Source organism: Marinobacter sp. M1C (assembly GCF_023314135.1).
Taxonomy (GTDB): Bacteria; Pseudomonadota; Gammaproteobacteria; order Pseudomonadales; family Oleiphilaceae; genus Marinobacter.
Map to the genome: position 1 here is coordinate 4,499,815 of NZ_CP092289.1, position 16,731 is coordinate 4,516,545.

15 protein-coding genes are annotated in these 16,731 nt (G+C 51.4%); 5 read left to right on the top strand and 10 right to left on the bottom strand.

Annotated elements, in window-relative coordinates; translation table 11 throughout:
• Positions 1-12 precede the first annotated feature (12 nt).
• The 4 genes from MIH19_RS21135 to MIH19_RS21150 form a co-directional block, all read right to left on the bottom strand.
• On the bottom strand, positions 13-3,057 hold the full coding sequence (locus MIH19_RS21135) for an EAL domain-containing protein (protein WP_249006740.1): 3,045 nt from the start codon (positions 3,055-3,057) through the stop codon (positions 13-15).
• A 141-nt stretch (positions 3,058-3,198) separates the two neighbouring features.
• Positions 3,199-3,858 carry a GGDEF domain-containing protein gene (locus MIH19_RS21140; RefSeq protein WP_249006741.1) on the bottom strand — a complete coding sequence of 220 codons (660 nt, stop codon included), beginning with the start codon at positions 3,856-3,858 and terminating at the stop codon, positions 3,199-3,201.
• 77 nt (positions 3,859-3,935) lie between these two features.
• A complete protein-coding gene (locus MIH19_RS21145) occupies positions 3,936-4,109 on the bottom strand; it encodes a hypothetical protein (RefSeq protein WP_249006742.1) in 174 nt (57 codons plus the stop codon).
• Between the two features lie 277 nt (positions 4,110-4,386).
• Positions 4,387-4,923 carry an alpha/beta hydrolase gene (locus tag MIH19_RS21150; RefSeq protein ID WP_249006743.1) on the bottom strand — a complete coding sequence of 179 codons (537 nt, stop codon included), beginning with the start codon at positions 4,921-4,923 and terminating at the stop codon, positions 4,387-4,389.
• Between the two features lie 495 nt (positions 4,924-5,418).
• Here MIH19_RS21150 and MIH19_RS21155 point away from each other — a divergent pair, with 495 nt between their 5' ends.
• The 3 genes from MIH19_RS21155 to MIH19_RS21165 all read left to right on the top strand — a co-directional run bounded on the left by MIH19_RS21155 (position 5,419) and on the right by MIH19_RS21165 (position 9,194).
• Entirely contained in the window at positions 5,419-5,964 is a 546-nt protein-coding gene (locus tag MIH19_RS21155) for an N-acetyltransferase (protein ID WP_249006744.1), read from the top strand.
• An 84-nt stretch (positions 5,965-6,048) separates the two neighbouring features.
• Entirely contained in the window at positions 6,049-7,152 is a 1,104-nt protein-coding gene (locus MIH19_RS21160; protein ID WP_249006745.1) for a histone deacetylase, read from the top strand.
• A 296-nt stretch (positions 7,153-7,448) separates the two neighbouring features.
• Entirely contained in the window at positions 7,449-9,194 is a 1,746-nt protein-coding gene (locus tag MIH19_RS21165; RefSeq protein ID WP_249006746.1) for a diguanylate cyclase, read from the top strand.
• Here MIH19_RS21165 and MIH19_RS21170 read toward each other — a convergent pair.
• The 3 genes from MIH19_RS21170 to MIH19_RS21180 all read right to left on the bottom strand — a co-directional run bounded on the left by MIH19_RS21170 (position 9,189) and on the right by MIH19_RS21180 (position 11,889).
• Entirely contained in the window at positions 9,189-10,331 is a 1,143-nt protein-coding gene (locus MIH19_RS21170) for an iron-containing alcohol dehydrogenase (protein WP_249006747.1), read from the bottom strand. The genes MIH19_RS21165 and MIH19_RS21170 overlap by 6 nt on opposite strands.
• A gap of 222 nt (positions 10,332-10,553) precedes the next feature.
• The gene (locus tag MIH19_RS21175; RefSeq protein ID WP_249006748.1) at positions 10,554-10,886 is read right to left on the bottom strand and encodes a YnfA family protein; all 333 of its coding nucleotides are present in this window, start codon (positions 10,884-10,886) and stop codon (positions 10,554-10,556) included.
• Between the two features lie 97 nt (positions 10,887-10,983).
• On the bottom strand, positions 10,984-11,889 hold the full coding sequence (locus MIH19_RS21180; RefSeq protein ID WP_249006749.1) for a homocysteine S-methyltransferase family protein: 906 nt from the start codon (positions 11,887-11,889) through the stop codon (positions 10,984-10,986).
• Between the two features lie 198 nt (positions 11,890-12,087).
• On the opposite strand from MIH19_RS21180, the gene MIH19_RS21185 reads away from it, so the two are divergent.
• Complete coding sequence (locus MIH19_RS21185) at positions 12,088-12,537, top strand: MarR family transcriptional regulator (protein WP_249006750.1); 450 nt, start codon at positions 12,088-12,090, stop codon at positions 12,535-12,537.
• Between the two features lie 161 nt (positions 12,538-12,698).
• Positions 12,699-13,127 (top strand): organic hydroperoxide resistance protein, encoded by a 429-nt coding sequence (locus MIH19_RS21190; RefSeq protein ID WP_249006751.1) that lies wholly within the window; start codon positions 12,699-12,701, stop codon positions 13,125-13,127.
• Positions 13,128-13,186: 59 nt separating this feature from the next.
• Here the strand turns inward: MIH19_RS21190 and MIH19_RS21195 are convergent, their stop codons facing one another.
• The 3 genes from MIH19_RS21195 to MIH19_RS21205 form a co-directional block, all read right to left on the bottom strand.
• Positions 13,187-14,080: a dihydrodipicolinate synthase family protein gene (locus MIH19_RS21195; protein WP_249006752.1), complete on the bottom strand. Its 894-nt coding sequence runs from the start codon at positions 14,078-14,080 to the stop codon at positions 13,187-13,189.
• Positions 14,081-14,582: 502 nt separating this feature from the next.
• Positions 14,583-15,131 carry a hypothetical protein gene (locus tag MIH19_RS21200; protein ID WP_249006753.1) on the bottom strand — a complete coding sequence of 183 codons (549 nt, stop codon included), beginning with the start codon at positions 15,129-15,131 and terminating at the stop codon, positions 14,583-14,585.
• Between the two features lie 133 nt (positions 15,132-15,264).
• Complete coding sequence (locus MIH19_RS21205) at positions 15,265-16,731, bottom strand: ABC transporter permease (RefSeq protein ID WP_249006754.1); 1,467 nt, start codon at positions 16,729-16,731, stop codon at positions 15,265-15,267.

The following is a 16,731-nucleotide window of genomic DNA, read 5'->3' on the forward strand; positions in this document are numbered from 1 at the left end:
TTTTGGCGTCAATCATGACGTCGGGACAACGAACGTTTGGGCCGCTATTTCCAGAGCCTCCTGGCAGGGCAACGGACGTGCAATGAGATAACCCTGAGCCTGGTCGCAACCGTGTTCGCGCAGCATTGCAAGCTGCTCCTTGGTTTCCACGCCTTCGGCGATGACCTTAAGCCCCAGACTGTGAGCCATAACGATGATGGTTTTAACAATCACGTTGCTGCCGGGGTCTGTCGTCACTTCGTCAATAAAAGATTTGTCGATCTTGAGCATGTCGATAGGGAAGCGCTTCAGGTAACTCAAGCTGGAATAGCCCGTGCCAAAGTCGTCCAGTGAAACGCTCACGCCCAGCTCGTTCAACTGCTCCATGGTGGCGATGGCCAGTTCAACATCGTAGATCAGAGCGCTTTCCGTGATCTCCAGCTCCAGGTTCGCCGGCGGCATACCGGTTTCATCCAGAATTCGACGGGTCATGGCCACTAGATCTCGCTGATGGAACTGTCGGGCGGACAGGTTCACCGCCACTTTCAGCCCTTGCTGGGCGGCGACTTGGCGACAGGCCTCGCGCAGCACCCATTCGCCGATGGGTATGATTAATCCGGTCTTTTCGGCCAAAGGAATGAAGCGGTCCGGGGCAATCATGCCCTGCGTAGGATGATGCCAGCGCAAGAGGGCCTCTAGCCCGATAACCCGTCCGGAGACAATATCAATCTGGGGCTGATAGTACAGCTGAAACTGACTCTGCCCCAGCGCCTGTCTCAATGGTGTTTCCAGCTCCAACCCGTCATCGAATTTCTGGTCGCCTCCCGATACAAAATGTTGGTAATCATTGCCCCCTTGTTCCTTAATCACGGACATCGCGCTTCTTGCACTGTTGATCAGTGCATCCATGTTTCTGCCTTGATGGGGATACTCCGCGATGCCAATGCTGCACGAGACAAACAATTCCCGACTGCCACCCAAAACAATGAGCGAGTGCAACGCCCCACTAATAGCGTTGGCGATCCCGGCGGCATCACCGGCGCTCTGGCCAGGAAGTAGAACAATGAATTCGTCGCCACCCCAACGGGATACCGTATCGGCCTTGCCTACGCATGCGCTAACCCGCTCAGCCACCTGTCGGAGCACCTCGTCGCCGCCAGCATGACCAAAGCTGTCGTTGACCTGCTTAAAGCGATCAATGTCCATATACAAAATACTAACAATGCTCTGATAGCTGTCGGCCTGAAACATGGCCTGCTGAAGCCGGTCGGTAAGCAGCCGGCGGTTTGGCAGGTCGGTAACTTTGTCAAAATGCGCGAGATACGCGAGCTTCTGGCTTTTATCCAGGTTGGCAATCGCGAATGAGATATCGCCGGCCACTTCCAGTAAAAGCTTGAGTTCCGGCTCGTCGAAAAAAAACGACTCGCGCCCGCACAGCAATAAGACCACTTCCGGTGAATGGTTATTTGAAGTCAGCGGGAACGCTGCCAAGGCACGTATACCAAGCTTGGCGAGACCTGCAGAGTCGTCGTCAGGGTGCCCGGTCAAGTCATTACGCACAACAACGCGATGTTGCTGCACGCACTCGCGGATGGAGTCCACCTCGGAGCCCGTCAACAGCCGATCTTCAATCTGCTCTTCGGCGGCGTGCGCGTGTAGAATTTTGCACTGCTGCAGTTTGCTGTCGTACTGCACTATTAACGCGGCAGGCAGCTCGCCGTCTTCCACCGCGATGCGTGTCGCTGCCTCGAAGAGCGCATCGCGAGTCTGGGTGCGCACAATGAGGGTGTTAATACCGCTTAACACTTTGTGCATGCGGTTAAGGCGCAGCATTTTCTGCTCGGACGCCACACGGTCGGTAATGTCCACAACAGCTGCCATAACATAGCGACCATCAGCCGTCTGAACCGGGTTCAGCGCGATTTCGGCACGAAATTCGGTGCCGTCCTGGCGCAAAGCGAACAGCTCGCGCCCTTCCCCTATGATTCGCTGCGCGGGGTTGCGCATGTACTCACGGCGGTAACCTTTATGGCTCTGACGGAACTGATCGGGTAGCAATTGCTCAACAGATAGCCCCACCAACCCATGATCCGGGTAACGAAAGACTGAATGTACGAGCCGGTTGGCCATCCGGATAACGCCATTCTGATCGATCATAATTGTGGCCACAGGGGAAGCGTCGATGGTGGAGCGGAAGCGTTCTTCCTCACAGTTGAGCGCGTCGGCACCAAGCCAGCTGACAAAGCCCAGCACCAGGATGCTGGACAGACTGCTCAGTGCGAAGCCGAATGCCTCGGAATAGTAGCCAGCCAACACGCCCTGCATGCTCAGCCAGCTCGTAAGGATTGGAGTCACCGCAATGAACGGCAGCAGGCGCCGCAGCGAACGGCCACCAATGTAACGACTGGTGGCCGAGCTCATGAGGCCTTCGCCGGGCTGCACGAGCAGAGTGCCCAGACCACAGAGCACGAACAGCAAGGCCGTGTGCAGGGCCATAGTCGAGAAAACAGGCAACCTGAACTCCTTCACGCCAAACACAAAGCCGATCAGCGCTGCGCTGCTGATAATGGTCATTGCCAAGGCGAGAAGTTGCATCATCACAGTGGAGTGGCGTATCGGAGACATACTGGCCAGCCACGCGAAACCGATCAAGCTGAAACACAGCGCCGTGGCTCCCGACATCCGCCCGGGCCCGTTCTCTGGCGCGGTTGCCGTGTCCAAAAACACAAGATTATCGATGCCAAGCGACCAACCTGACGCATATTCGAAAATCGTGAGGCCCGATACCAGAAGTATAAAAACAATCAAAAACGCCGCGACCGGATCGCGGCCGGGCGCCTTAGCGCCTAACTTACGCCTCAGAATGACGCCACAAGCGATGAAGCAGACTGCCGTGTTGAACTTCATTGACTGTAAGGCGGGCAGCACTCGCTTCCCGGCTTCGATATCAAAGACCCATGACAGAAACACAAAAACGCTGACGCCGATGATCACCCAGCTGATCTGGTTAGCGATACTTCTGTAAATTCCCTGCGAGCCCAGCGCTTCAACTTTGTGCGTATCGTTTACCCCTGGCATAGCTTTCTCCATTTACCCACCTGGGGTGAGCTCGGCGTGTCTGAGCCGGTTTTCCAGCCGATAGGCGCCATACAAACAACGTACGCCTAATAATCGGGAGAAGAAAGATAAGTTGAATAAAAAGTCAGTGTTTCCGGGCGGCTATATTAGGGAGAACACTTCAGTTCTATTCCTACCCAAGTCTTTCGCTTTATATAACGCGATATCAGCTTTACCTACCATCTCTTCGAAAGACATTTCACCATCAAATAAACTAACCCCAATACTTACGGTTAACGCTTCTTCGTCAATTAATATCTTATTCGCTAGACCGTGCAGTCTTTTCGAAAAAATCATCGTTTGTTCTAAGTTAGTGTCCGGCAATAAAATCAAAAACTCTTCCCCGCCAAACCGAGAAATTAAATCACTTTCCCTCCCACATTCTGTTAACAACCGACCAAAATATCTTAATACCTTGTCTCCTTCTGAATGGCCATGCCTATCATTAATTCGCTTGAAAAAATCTATATCGATCATAAGAATCGACAAGGAGTTTTTCGTTCTGGAAAACTGAGACAAAACAGGTATTGATCGAGATTTAACTTCCCTCCTATTTAAAAGGTCTGTTAACTCATCGATGGACGCCAACTCCTTCAACTCGAGGGCTTGCAATTCCAATTTTTCACGAGCTTGAATAAGCTCTTCATACAGCTTGTCTCTATTGCTTGCATCAAAAAAAGCCCAATAGACATTTCCATTCACACCTATCTTTGCATTAACGGTAATAGGAATACGTATTCCATTTCTATTTACAATAATCAACTGCATTTCTCCACAATATTTTTCATGCAATAATGTGGGAATAAAATAACTTTGATAAAAAACTTTAGAGGCTTTCGTTAAAATGCTTTCGTTAAAATGCTTTCGACATTACGGCCAACAAGAAGGCTTTTATCCCAACAAAACTCATTAAAAAAATAATCATTCACATCAAGAATGACATGCTCAGCGCTCGTGACCAGCGCGCCGCAAGGTAAATTATCCAACATAAATTCATTATCAATATTAGCCAAGTTATTTTTCATTTAGGTATTTTATTAATAGAGGTGCGATTTTTTCAGGGTGCGTCGTATGTAAACAGTGCCCTTCCGCTTTAATGATTTCTATTGATGCAATTTGTATTTCATTCTGCATGTATTCACCAACTGACTTATCGGCTAAGGCGTCATCATCACTTTTGAATATTAATGTTGGATGTGTAACTTGACTTAAATTTTCTCTGTGGTCAGAAAAGAATGTCGCCTTAGCAAAGCTTTTAGCAATGAGAGGGTCAGTAGAACAAAAACTGCTTTAAAGTTCATCAGTCAGCGCTTCCGAGTTATTAACGCCCATCACTAAGGGTGCTAGATACTCGGCCCAGCCAATGTAATTTTTATCCATTAAGCCTAACAATTCATGCAGATCTGCCTCATCAAAACCACCAAAATATTCAGGAGGAAAGTTCAAAAAACAAGGTGTTGGCCATACCATAACCAGTTTGGCGAAATACTCTGGTTTTTTGATAGCAGCCAACAAACCGATAATACTACTGACAGAGTGACCAACTAAATAAACATTATTAAGCGATAATGCATTGCACACATCTAGAATATCTTCGGCGTACCCATCTAATGTATGATATTTATGTTGCTGAAACTGCGATACGTCAGATTTACCCGATCCCACATAATCAAATAAAATAATCTTATAGTCGCCCTTAATATACGGCAATAAAAATCGCCACATATTTTGGTCACATCCAAACCCATTTGCTAACAGCACCGTTATATTGCCTTCACCTAAAACGGCAACATTATTTCTTGTTAGCACATCAGTATTAGTACCCATAATCATAACTCTCGCACTAAATCACATCGTATATGGCAGTAAAAAACAACTGTCTATTAGTACTAATGTAAATCTTAGATAATACCAACAAAATAAATAATATTTAATAAATTCAAATTAAAGTGAATAATAAAATGTGCTAAATTTAGGTGAATCTTTATAAATTTCATATAACTGTAATACATACGTTCCCTTGGCAAGCAGAGTTTCATCCACTGACACAGTTCTGTGACTGTGTCAGTACGTTACCCGGGCTTGACGTTCAACCGGAATTTTCTCACGCTGCTGTAGCCACTCGAAGGTACAGAAAACCGGACAGCCGAAGCCCGGCCGCCAGCTTCTGGAGCAGAGCATGCGCAATACGGCAATTAATAGTCGGGAAATTGAAATGAAGCAGGAGAGCTTTGAATTGTTAGGCTAAAGTAAACGGGAGATACAGCTCCGATTGATCTTCAGTGGAGTCTGTTCTGCGTCATTCAGTTCCAGGAGTCTTTCATGGCCAGAAAAAAAGCCGGTAAAGCGACCTTTGTGCTTCGGGAAGCACGCGAAGAGGACCTTCCGGTACTCGTGGAGTTCCTCGCTAAACTTGCGCTGCATGTTTCTGGATCACCGCCGCAGAATCTCAGGCAAATTGAGCATAACCGGCTATTGAATGTGCTGCGCTCTTCATTGGGAGATGATAATAAATTACTGGCTGTGGCCGAGAACCCGGATGCCGGCCTCATCGGAATGGGCTATATCTATGTGTGGCACAGTCAAGGAATTTGGGAACAAGCGGAAGCGTTGGTTTTTAGATCAGGAATAATTGACGATGTGTGGGTGGCGCCCGAGTTTCGGAACCTTGGTGTTTTCAAGGCCCTGCTACGAGAGCTGGTTGGGTTTGCGGAAAGCCACAATGTACATGAGCTGGTCCTCGAATATGCTAAATCTAATAAAGAGGCTAAAGCAGCGTGGACCAAATTAGGCTTTAAAACCACGGGTATTCGCGCCGCGGCCTTCACCTCAACTGTGAAGGAAGCCCTTGCGTCACAGCAACCATGAGGAGCTTGTCGAAATCGTTTCGAAACTGTTTCGAAACGATAGCTACGGCAAGCAACCGAAAGAGCTCAAGAAGGAGAGTGTCTTGTGATCGGCGATCGCAGTGTCAATGTGTTTTATGATGAGATAATGCTGGGGCATAATCCCGAGGTGGATCTGCCGTTCATTCCTAGCCGGGTAGAAAAACGAGTCAGGACTATTCTCCAGGGACTGGATTTTAAATGGAGCTATCCTGAACATCCGGGGCGGTTGGCGGCGATCAAAGCGCATCTGGATAAAAACCCCATACCCGGCGTTCATTTCCAGTCAGGAGCGCCCGCTGCCACCTACGATCAACTGGCACGCGTGCACATCACGTCCTATCTGGACCATCTCTTTTCACTGGATGGCAAACGCGCCTGGCTCGACAGAGACACCACGGCGGTTTCCCCCGACAGTATCAAAGCGGCCACCGCGGCAGCCGGCAACGCCATTGCTGCCGTGGAAAGCGTTTGCAAGGGTGAGGCACAAAGCGCCTTCGCCCTTGTGCGCCCGCCAGGACATCACGCCGAGCCCGTGCGTGCACGGGGCTTCTGCCTACTGAACAACGTTGCCGTAGCGGCCGCCCATGCCCAGGCAAAGCTGGGCTGTGAACGTGTTCTGATCATTGACTGGGATGCGCACCACGGCAATGGCACCCAGGATATTTTCTGGGCAGACCCGGATGTGCTGTTCTTTGACACCCATTGCGCCGCACCGTTTTATCCCGGATCTGGTCTGATTGAAGAAGTGGGTGTTGGCTTAGGTGAAGGCTACACCATCAACGTCCCACTTCCAGAAACCACCGGCGACATTGCCTACGAGAAGGTCTTCCGAGACATACTGGTGCCCGCCGCAGAGCGCTTTAAACCGGACCTGGTACTGGTCTCGGCAGGGTTTGACCCCCACCACAACGATATGGCGATGAACCTCACCTATGACGGTTTTAAAGTGTTGACCAGAATCGTTCAGGACATTGCTGACACACACTGCGAGGGCAAGCTCGCGTTCGTTCTGGAGGGTGGGTACAACCTTTCCTCGCTGGCCAAAGGTGTTCACGCTGTGCTTGAGGTGCTAACGGGTGGCGACGTACCCAAACTCTGGGAAGCAGGCGTCAAGGAAGCTGGAGAAGCCGCAGAGTTCCACCGGTCGGCTTTCAGCGACGAAGAATAGATTTTCAGCCTGGCACGGCAACGTGTTGATAAACGTTCGGGCCAAGCTGCAGGAAGAGCGGGCGAGCAGCCATTAACCTTCTTTTCCATCATTCCGACAATCTCATGCGACGTCTGCACCATGGGCTCGAAATGCGCATGCTCCCCTGCGATCAGAACCGACACGTGTCTGACCTGATAAATCGCACAGGGCCTTCACCTTCTGCGACGCGCTCGTGCAGAACAATGACGCCAGATATGACATGTTGGCGATTTAATTATATTCTACGAAAATGACATTAACGGATAAACAGTTAAGTGCGATCGCATTGGCCCCTCATTTTTCTTCTGATTATTGTGAACCTGACAACGTGCGCGCGGGCTGAATCCGATGCCGATGACGGAGCAGTGCCTGTCATTGACGTTCGAACCGTATACCAGGACGCAGTGGTCGGTCAGATGGCATTTCTCGCTGAACAAGAAGAGGCGCTCTCCGTTGACGAGGTTCAGTCCCTGATTCGCGGGAATCCCACTGTTCTGAAGTACCCTGAGTCCAGCGTGTTAACCAGAGGCATCAATTCCGGTGCGATCTGGCTGGTGGCGAATGTTCTCAATCCGACCGATGACACCATTTTCCGCCGCGTGTCCGTCAGAACAGGCTGGTTGGAGCACGTCGACTTCTTTTTCATCACAGAAGGCCGGCTGCCACAGCACTTTATCGGTGGTGATCGTATTCCGCTGAATGAGCGCTCCCTCGCCAAACGCATACCCAGTGCCGACTATCCGTTTCCGCCCGGCGAGACACGCCTGTTGCTGCGGATTGAGACAGCAGACCCAATGGTGGTGCCACTGTATTTTTCCAGTATTGCGGCCAGCCACAGTCGAGAGCAGTCAGAAACGGCGTTCTACAGCTTCGTCTACGGCGTCATGTTTGCACTTTCGGCCTGCAGCCTGATGCTGTTCGCCGGCCTTCGGCAGCGGCGTTATCTGCTCTACTCGCTCTACACCGGCAGCTTTGTGGCCACGACGGCATCCTACAACGGTATCGGAATGGCCCTGCTCTGGCCCGAGGCGGTGGGCTGGCAACAATGGGCGCCACCCCTGCTGATGCTGTGTTTTGCCAGTTCCGGTTTGGCGTTTGCGACGAATTTTCTGAACATCAAGCGCTGCCAACCACGGTTCCACAGAACCCTCCAGACAATCAGCGTGGCTTATTTTGCGCTTTTTGCTGCCTGTTTCGCCTTAGACGAACAGGGCCTGGCGTTGCGCCTGGCATTCCTGGTTGTGCCGGTGTTCAGTGTATTGATGGTCTACATGGGCGTGTCGAGCTGGGTGGCGGGCAACCAGTCCGCACGCTATTTCATGCTGGGCACATTAGCCTCCGTTGTTGGCGCTTCGATTACGGCCTCAACGGTAACCGGCATGATTCCTTATACCCAGCTTGGCTACTACGCCGTGGACATCGGCATGGTAGTGGATGCCATACTGTTGATGTTGGCGCTGGCCGATCTGGTTCGTAAAAACGAAGAGGCCCGGACGGCAGCCGAACAAAATGCACAGACTGACCTGCTGACCGGCCTGAACAATCGGCGCGGTTTTCTGCCTGTCGCCGAATCACTATGGAGCCTGGTCACGCGCAAGAACAGAAACGTCTGTGTGGCTATGATCGATATTGACCGTTTCAAGAACATCAATGATCAATATGGCCATGCCGTCGGCGACAAGGTCTTGAAGGCAGTTGCTGACGAGCTTGATAGATCGCGGCGCCGCGGCGACCTCCTGGCCCGCTGGGGGGGTGAGGAATTCACTCTTTTGTTGCCGGAAACGAGCGAGGCGGAGGCCCTCAAAGTGGCCGAACGTTTCCGCCACAATATTGAGCAGCTGGTGACCAATGACCGCGGCAGGCTGATTCAATGCACCATCAGCATCGGTGTCACCAGCCGCCATGCTGAACATGTCACCCTGGACCAAGCTATTGCCAGGGCCGATGAGGAACTCTACCGGGCCAAGCTGCAAGGGCGCAATCAGGTCTCTTTTGGCCGCATGTCAGGGTTGTCATCATAGAGAATGGCGCATCACGTTTTCTATGCTCGCAGTGGACAAAACCACAAGATTGGCCTTCATGGAGGACGAGCTGGCCGCTGCTTGTGAGGCTGAAATAATGTGTTCCTCCGTCACTCCGATTGACGCAAGACCGGGTAATCCATTCTGAATAATCCATTGCCGAAAACGGTGCAATGCTTGGCCTCTGGAGGTCTCAAATACTTCAGCAATCCAGTCAATCACCCGATCGATACGAGCGATGTGACCTACTTCAACTACGTTATCGCGGTTAGCCGCTATGCCCGCTGGTAACAATGCGCCGCATATCGCGCCGTGCGGCGCACCGCATAGTCCGCCTAACGGGCCAGCAATGCCGTGAACAACACCCAGCCCCGAGTTCGCAAGCGCAAGGCCACCGAAAAGGCTCACCTGAGCCAACGAGTCACGCGCGTCTTCAGATTCCCTGTCCATAAGTTGCTTTAAAGCCTGGAGCCCCTTGGGGATAGCCTCCTGACACAACATGTCCGTAAACAGATTTGAGCGCGACGAAAGAAACGGCTCGATTACCTGAGTAACAGCATCCAGCCCCGAGTATAAGCTGACTTGCCGGGGGCAGTTGTCGGTAAGCGCAGGGTCTACCAAAGCAAGATCCGGGAGTAACTGGTTATCCCTGAGACTCACCTTGCGCTGGGCTTCCGGAATATCAATAACCGCGTTTCGAGTGACTTCTGCACCTGTGCCAGAGGTGGTGGGAACCAGAATCAACGGCAGGCGTTTGGCTGACAGTGGCAACCCGCTTCCGACGACCTCCAGATGGCTGATCAAATCTGTCTGACTGGGCAGCATAGCCGCAAGTACTTTAGCGGCATCCATAACAGAACCACCGCCGATACCGAGGACCAGGTCTATTCCCAGTAACTTGCCGTGATCAATAGCCTCCATCAGTGTTTGCAGATCTGGCTCTTTCTCAATGGACAGCGTTTGCACGATATCGACGGTCTTCAATGACGCAAAGACACCAGAGAGCCTGCCTGGATTTCTACCATGCACTACTAATGCTCGCGTACCCAGTTTTGTCGCCCGATCGTTTAATTGGGCTATGTGCCCCCGTCCGAACAGTATCTCTGCCGGGGTTACCAAGCCAAAAGCGCCTAACATAGAATGTATCATCCTGAATATGAATGGCATTCCCCCTGGCCAAACAGAAGGAATAAACAATAGAGATATCAAAAGTAATGACTAAATTTGCCGGCAGCAAGATTTTTATAGGATCTGTCCATCCTGAGGCTTAACGCTGAAGCGAAGGAAGCGGTGCGCCCGCTTGGTAAGCTCTCATCCTTCAGGAACCAAACGTTGCAGATAACCCACTTAATTGACGGGTTACGTGGTGCGAGGCGCAAACATGATGATGGCCATGCCCAAAAGTGCCACCGCAGAGCCCACTATGTCCCATGTTGTTGGTCGAATTCCGTTGACTGTCCACAGCCACAAAATCGCCATAAAAATATAAACACCACCATAGGCTGCATACACCCTGCCCGCCGCCATTGGATGTAACGACAGCAGCCAGACAAACGCGACCAAACTCAGAGCACCGGGTACCAGAAGCCAGATTGTTTTGCCTTCCCGAAGCCAAAGATATGGCAAATAACAGCCAAGAATTTCCGCTAATGCAGTGATGATAAAAAGGCCAAAAGTCTTCAATTCAGGCAAATCATTTACTCCTTGGCAGCAGCGTGCATTACGCATCTGGTGATCCGATTTGTTAATGAAAAAATATTATCTTCATGCTGCTCGATTGCTTTACGTGCTAAACAATATTTTCTGTTAGATAACGGAGGTGTTTGCCACTGGTGCCACAACAACCGCCTAGTACTTTTAGTCCAAAATCCCGGTTCAGCTGAACCATAAGGCTACCCCACTCCGAAACAGATTCAGATTTTAGCTCTGTGGAACCGTCTAGTTCCGCATGGCTAAGAGATGACGCGTTCGCCTGAATACCGATCAGCCGCTCAAATACTTTTTCAGAAAGAGTCTTTGGGTTCAAAAATGACGGGTAGGAACAGTTAATAAAATAGCCGAGCGGGTGGTTCACAGTCTTGGAATCCACGTATTCAATTGCTTTCTGGATGTCCATTCCATCCAGAACCTTACCATCAGAGCCGATCACGAAACTGATAATGTAAGGTAATCCAGTTGCTTCCATGGCTAAAGCAATTCCAGCCGCCTCCTCTACAGAGGGCAAGGTTACTGCCATTAGAAAATCAACTTCTGCACTGGCTAGCTGATTGATCTGCCATTGATGAAACTCGCTCGCTTCACTCAGTGACAATCCTTCGTCAGGCAAATAACAATCGTTCTTGCAGCCTATCAGGCCACCAACTTTAACGGGTACTTTTCTAGGTTCTTCGGCAACCAGTTCTTTTAGAAACGTGGCGGCCTCAACATTAATGTCCTGCCGCTGGTTTGAGGCTTGCACTCTCTCCTTATTTGCCCGCCAGGTCGGTGTGCAAAGCAAGATAGGCCTGTCATTGGCTTCCGCGATGCCTAAATATTCCTGATACAGGTTCGTCAGTGCAGCCCTACCCTCTTCAGTAAATACCAGGGGGGCATGCATCAGTCTGCCGTCTAGCTCTATCAGTTTGTTGCGGCGGAGCCTTTCGACGATGGCGGCCTCAGCGACAATAAAATCATGTTGTTCTAGAAGCTCTTTCATAAAAAACTCGTTGGCAACTTTAGGTCATTGACACTAATGGTAAACCGCACCGGAGCCTAGCGAAAGGAACCAAACGCAGGGGAGCTCTTTCAGTGCTGCCAGTCATGTTCACTGGAAAAACCCCTAAAAAACGCCGTACACTCGGAGTTAAATACTTAGCGCGATGGCTTTTATCGCCGCCGACACAATGGATCTTTCATGCCTGACAACGACTCCTACTCCGAGCTTCTGCTCGATAACCAGCTGTGTTTTGCCCTCTACTCGACGTCTTTAATGATGACCAAAGCCTATAAGCCACTGCTAAAATCCCTAAATCTGACCTATCCGCAGTATCTGGCCATGCTGGTTTTGTGGGAGGAAGACGGGATAACCGTGAGCCATATCAGCAAGCGATTGCTGACAGACCCCGGCTCGCTCACGCCTCTGCTCAAGCGGCTCGAGTCGGACGGTATGCTGAACCGGCAACGCCGGAAAGACGATGAACGCGTGGTTGAATTGCATCTCACAGAACAGGGCCGGGCTCTTCAGGACCAAGCCAAGGATATACCGGGTTGCATTGTGAATGTCAGTGGTCAGTCAGTCGCCGACCTTATGGAACTGAAACAGCAGCTGATCAAACTGCGCAGTAATCTGAAAACACCCACCTGAGCTCCTTCACCTGGCACGCGCTTATTACACTTCCGCCATTTATCTTGCGCACAATCTATTTGTGCGCTAACTTAGTAATCGAACAGCGCTTACAATTTGCGCACTCGTTAATCACGCAAACGAGGAGCCATCAAAACGGCTCGTCGAAAGGAGCAAACATTATGTCTGTTGCAAAAATCGTTTATCGCGCATCCGCCGAAGCCACGGGTGGCCGTGACGGTCGCGCCATCTCATCAGACGGTATTCTGGATGTTGAGCTGACCACTCCGAAAGAACTTGGCGGTGCCGGTGGCAAAGGAACAAACCCTGAGCAGCTCTTCGCTGCTGGTTACTCTGCCTGCTTTATTGGTGCCATGAAGTTCGTCGCGGGCCGCGACAAGCTGGCAATGCCGGAAGAAGCCTCAATCGAAGGCGAAGTCGGCATCGGTGAGATTCCGGGGGGTTTTGGTATCGAAGTTGAGCTGAAAATTTCATTGCCGGGCATGGACGATGCTCAGGCTGAAAAGCTGATCAACGAAGCGCACAAAGTGTGCCCCTACTCAAACGCGACCCGTGGCAACATCGACGTTACCTTAACCCGCGTTGAATAATTCCCTCTTTGAGTGATTAAAGAAAGGCTAACCCTCTGCTTCGCAGCGGGTTAGCCCCGTCAGGATAAATCCAGTTCATCAATCAATTCCCCGAGTCGTCGGCGCCCTTCTCCATCCAAGGCCTTGAGCGGCAACGGCAAACACGGGTGTTCAACGAGCACCAGCAACTCTGCAGCAGCTGCAACAACGCGAAGACTGCCTCCAAACTCGCTGAACAACTCCCACAGCGGCTGCAATCGTTCCGACAAGCGTATCGCTTCCTTCGCATTCCCAGCCTGGGCTGCGCGAGTAATCGCAAGTGCGGTGGAGGGAAACACGCCCCCGATCACCGAATACCAGGCATCACAGCCGGCGTTCAATCCGTTTGCAGCAGAACCATCGCCGCTGACGCCCACAGTGACGTGTGAAGGAATCTGTGCACGAAGTCGTTCCACTCTCGATCTTGCCGTAACAGGATCCTCAGGCACTCCCGGAATCTTGATGGATGCTACGTTCGGAAGTTGTGCTATCTGGCCATGAAGCTCGTCACTGAACACAAACTGCGTGGTACCGGGATTATCGTAAACACACAGCGGTATCGACAGTGCATGCGTTACCGCTTCATAGAGCCCAAAAACTTCCTCTGGGCGCAGCTTCTGATATGACATTGGTGCCAACAGTACCCCAGAGACACCCGCAGCCTCTGCGTCTTCAGCCAAGGCAAGCACATCGCGCGTACGCAGCGCACCAATACCCACCACCACTGGGACATTTCCTGCGTGTTCCACCGCAAGTCTTACCACCCGCGCACGCTCCGCCATGGTCAGGTAAGCATAGTTCCCGGTCGAGCCGAGTACGCCGATTGAGTCGACGTTGGCGGTGACAAGCCGCCCAATCAATCGAACAAACGCCGCTTCGTCCAAACCGCGTTCATTCATCGGGGTCAAAGGAAATGCGCTCAGGCCGGAAAACATACTGGATACCCCAATGTTGTTGAAATGACGAGTGTCTTACCGTTTGAAACCAAAACCCCAAAAAAAACGGGTTAACGTGTAAAACGAAGCTTTGTGGCGACTTTGGATGACGTCAACCCATTCCTGGCGTAGAAATACCACCGCAGCAACAAACGCTACTGGCCATGCGATTGCTTCAATGACGGATAATATGAAATTTAGCCAATCCATGGTGACCCTCTAGGTATAACGCCTGCAGCAGGAATAATCGCGAGCCAGCTAGTCTTTTTTGTCTATCGTTATCTCAATAGATTTGCTGTTACCAGCAAACCACTTCTGAACATACAAAGTACCCACGATCGGAGCAGTTCCTTCATCAGGGACCTCCTTATAGCGAACACTGTTTTTTGTTTCTTTCTCGTATTCAAACATGACTACTTTCTTCGACATGAAATATTCTCCCAATAACCAACGTCAGAAACCTGGGCTGCTAACGTCTGTATTTTGCGCGTAACGCTTAAGCTCAGCAGCGCTGGAGGCCCAGTCTTTCGTTTTCACGTTGGAAAATCTCGCGAATCCTGGTGCCATCAGAAGACTCTTCTTCAAGTGTCTCTGAATTCCATTGGCTCCGCTGGGTATCAAAGAAGTCACCGCCATAGATGTGAATGCCACCCGTAAAACGCTGCAACGGATTGGTAACAGAATGTAGTGCGTCTTCAGTTAGCATTGCGGTATCTTTTACAAACAAGGCATTTGCACCGAATGCCTTGATTCCGTCAGACGTCCTTTTCCAAAAAATGTTGTCCTCACGGCCTGTGTAGATTCCGATGTTAGCCCACATCAGATGATTATGAGGCATGAGATTCATCTGCGGAGTCCACGTGGCGGCAAATATCGTCAGCGTTGGGGAGCTTAGAAGTACATTTAGTCCTGCCTTGCCTGGATCGCCTAGCGCGGCCAACACAGCTGCGGGTGTAGAGACCGCTCGGGCAAGTACTTCGTTGACGGCGGCTTGTGCATCAGTCTCTTCGTTGGCAGTGATGCAGTCAGCAATAAAGCGTTCGATCTCCATGCTCTTACTCCCGTTGATGTAGGTGGTTTGGCATCCGCAACTCTACCACTCCAAGGGCCGCATTGGCTCGAAAGCAGCCGTGTCCGGATCGCACTTTTGTTCACCCCTAGCCTTGGTGTCAACGGTTTCTCGTTCAGCAGGTCGGCATGGTTTGCAAGGCGAGCTTGCGGCGAATATAACGCCCAAGAGTATCAATTCCAATGTTGAGCAGAGCCGTTACCAGAATCAGCACCATGGCACGATCAAACCGGATGTTCTGAATAGCGCTGTCTACATAGAAGCCAAGCGTGTAGATGCCGAGAATCCCCAGTATGGCTGTCTCCCGCATGATGATTTCCCAGCGATAGAACAGAAGCGCCAGAAATGAGCGATATACGCGGGGTACCAGCTCCCAGCTATAACGGTTGAAACCTTCTGCAGCGTCTGCGCGGAGTTTAATGGAATTGGTTTGCCGGCCAATCAGGTGCCCGATAATCCCACCGTTGTGCAGCGCTAAAGCAACCACCGCAGGCAGCATTGAAGGCCCCCAGAGTTGCAGCAAAATATACGCCAGAATGTACTCAGGCGTGGACCGTACGATCACCAGAACCACATGCCCGGCACTGCGCCGTACAGGCCCGCCAAAGTGGTTTGATATCAAGGGGAATGCCAGTAACGACAGAATCCCTGTCGCTACAAGCGCGATCTGGGTGAGCACAAGGGTGTTCCAGATGCCCAGCAGGGCCTCATTGATCATCAAATCACTTAGCCACGGCGTTAGCCCCGTTAAACCTTCCCCGTTGCGCAATGGCGCAGGCACGATGTCTTCGGTGAAAAAACGCTGCACATTGCCCCATACAATGGGCAACCCTTCACCAAGAAAAAACGGAGCGCCAAGAACGTACACGGGCAGAAGCTTTGGCCTTACCCAGAGCGGCATGGTGGCGATTAATACATAGAACAGAATCAGCATCGCGCCAGCGTCGGAATAAAGCCCCTGGGAGAAAGATGCCTCAAGATAAAAACCCAGTGTGGGCAGGCCAACGAACCCAAGAATGGCACTGGAGCGAAGGCCGCATTCCAGCCTGTAGGCTGTGTAGGTGCGCATCTTTACCCAGCAATCGGGAATACGGGCATAAAGGAACGCCGACATATTCCCAGTGCCGGGCGGCAGCACACGGCCAGATTCCGGATCGGCCTCTTCCAGGATTTCTGAATAGACCTTGGCGAAAATCCCGGCGTAGGGAATGGCGATGGCCAATACGCCCGTGAGTGGGTGAAAACCAAAGAACTGCAGAAAGATCAGCGCCCAGAAAAGCTCGTGAATGGCGCGAATAAAGGCGCAAAAAATCCGCACGGGCAGGGATCGGTAAGCCAATGCCATCAGGAAGCCTGCGACACTCCCAAGCGCAACCCCGACAAAGGCAAAGGCGACCGTCCTCAACAGTGCGGTCATCAACCCTTCAGTGCTGAAAAAGTTGGGCGTTGCGATGCCAAACAGGAAATTACCGAGATCCCGCCAGGGGTTGGAGGTGGTCACCGCGATATCCGCAAACAGCAACCCAACCAAGGCGATGGCAAGGAAAATCAGGCTGACACGAACCGTTGGGGAAGAGGGCAT

Coding starts and splice junctions, on each gene's coding strand:
- MIH19_RS21195 (WP_249006752.1), bottom strand. CDS start 14,080: ATGTTTTCCGGCCTGAGCGCATTTCCTTTGACCCCGATGAATGAACGC.
- MIH19_RS21170 (WP_249006747.1), bottom strand. CDS start 10,331: ATGTTAGGCGCTTTTGGCTTGGTAACCCCGGCAGAGATACTGTTCGGA.
- MIH19_RS21180 (WP_249006749.1), bottom strand. CDS start 11,889: ATGAAAGAGCTTCTAGAACAACATGATTTTATTGTCGCTGAGGCCGCC.
- MIH19_RS21150 (WP_249006743.1), bottom strand. CDS start 4,923: ATGGGTACTAATACTGATGTGCTAACAAGAAATAATGTTGCCGTTTTA.
- MIH19_RS21135 (WP_249006740.1), bottom strand. CDS start 3,057: ATGCCAGGGGTAAACGATACGCACAAAGTTGAAGCGCTGGGCTCGCAG.
- MIH19_RS21190 (WP_249006751.1), top strand. CDS start 12,699: ATGTCTGTTGCAAAAATCGTTTATCGCGCATCCGCCGAAGCCACGGGT.
- MIH19_RS21185 (WP_249006750.1), top strand. CDS start 12,088: ATGCCTGACAACGACTCCTACTCCGAGCTTCTGCTCGATAACCAGCTG.
- MIH19_RS21205 (WP_249006754.1), bottom strand. CDS start 16,731: ATGCCCTCTTCCCCAACGGTTCGTGTCAGCCTGATTTTCCTTGCCATC.
- MIH19_RS21200 (WP_249006753.1), bottom strand. CDS start 15,131: ATGGAGATCGAACGCTTTATTGCTGACTGCATCACTGCCAACGAAGAG.
- MIH19_RS21155 (WP_249006744.1), top strand. CDS start 5,419: ATGGCCAGAAAAAAAGCCGGTAAAGCGACCTTTGTGCTTCGGGAAGCA.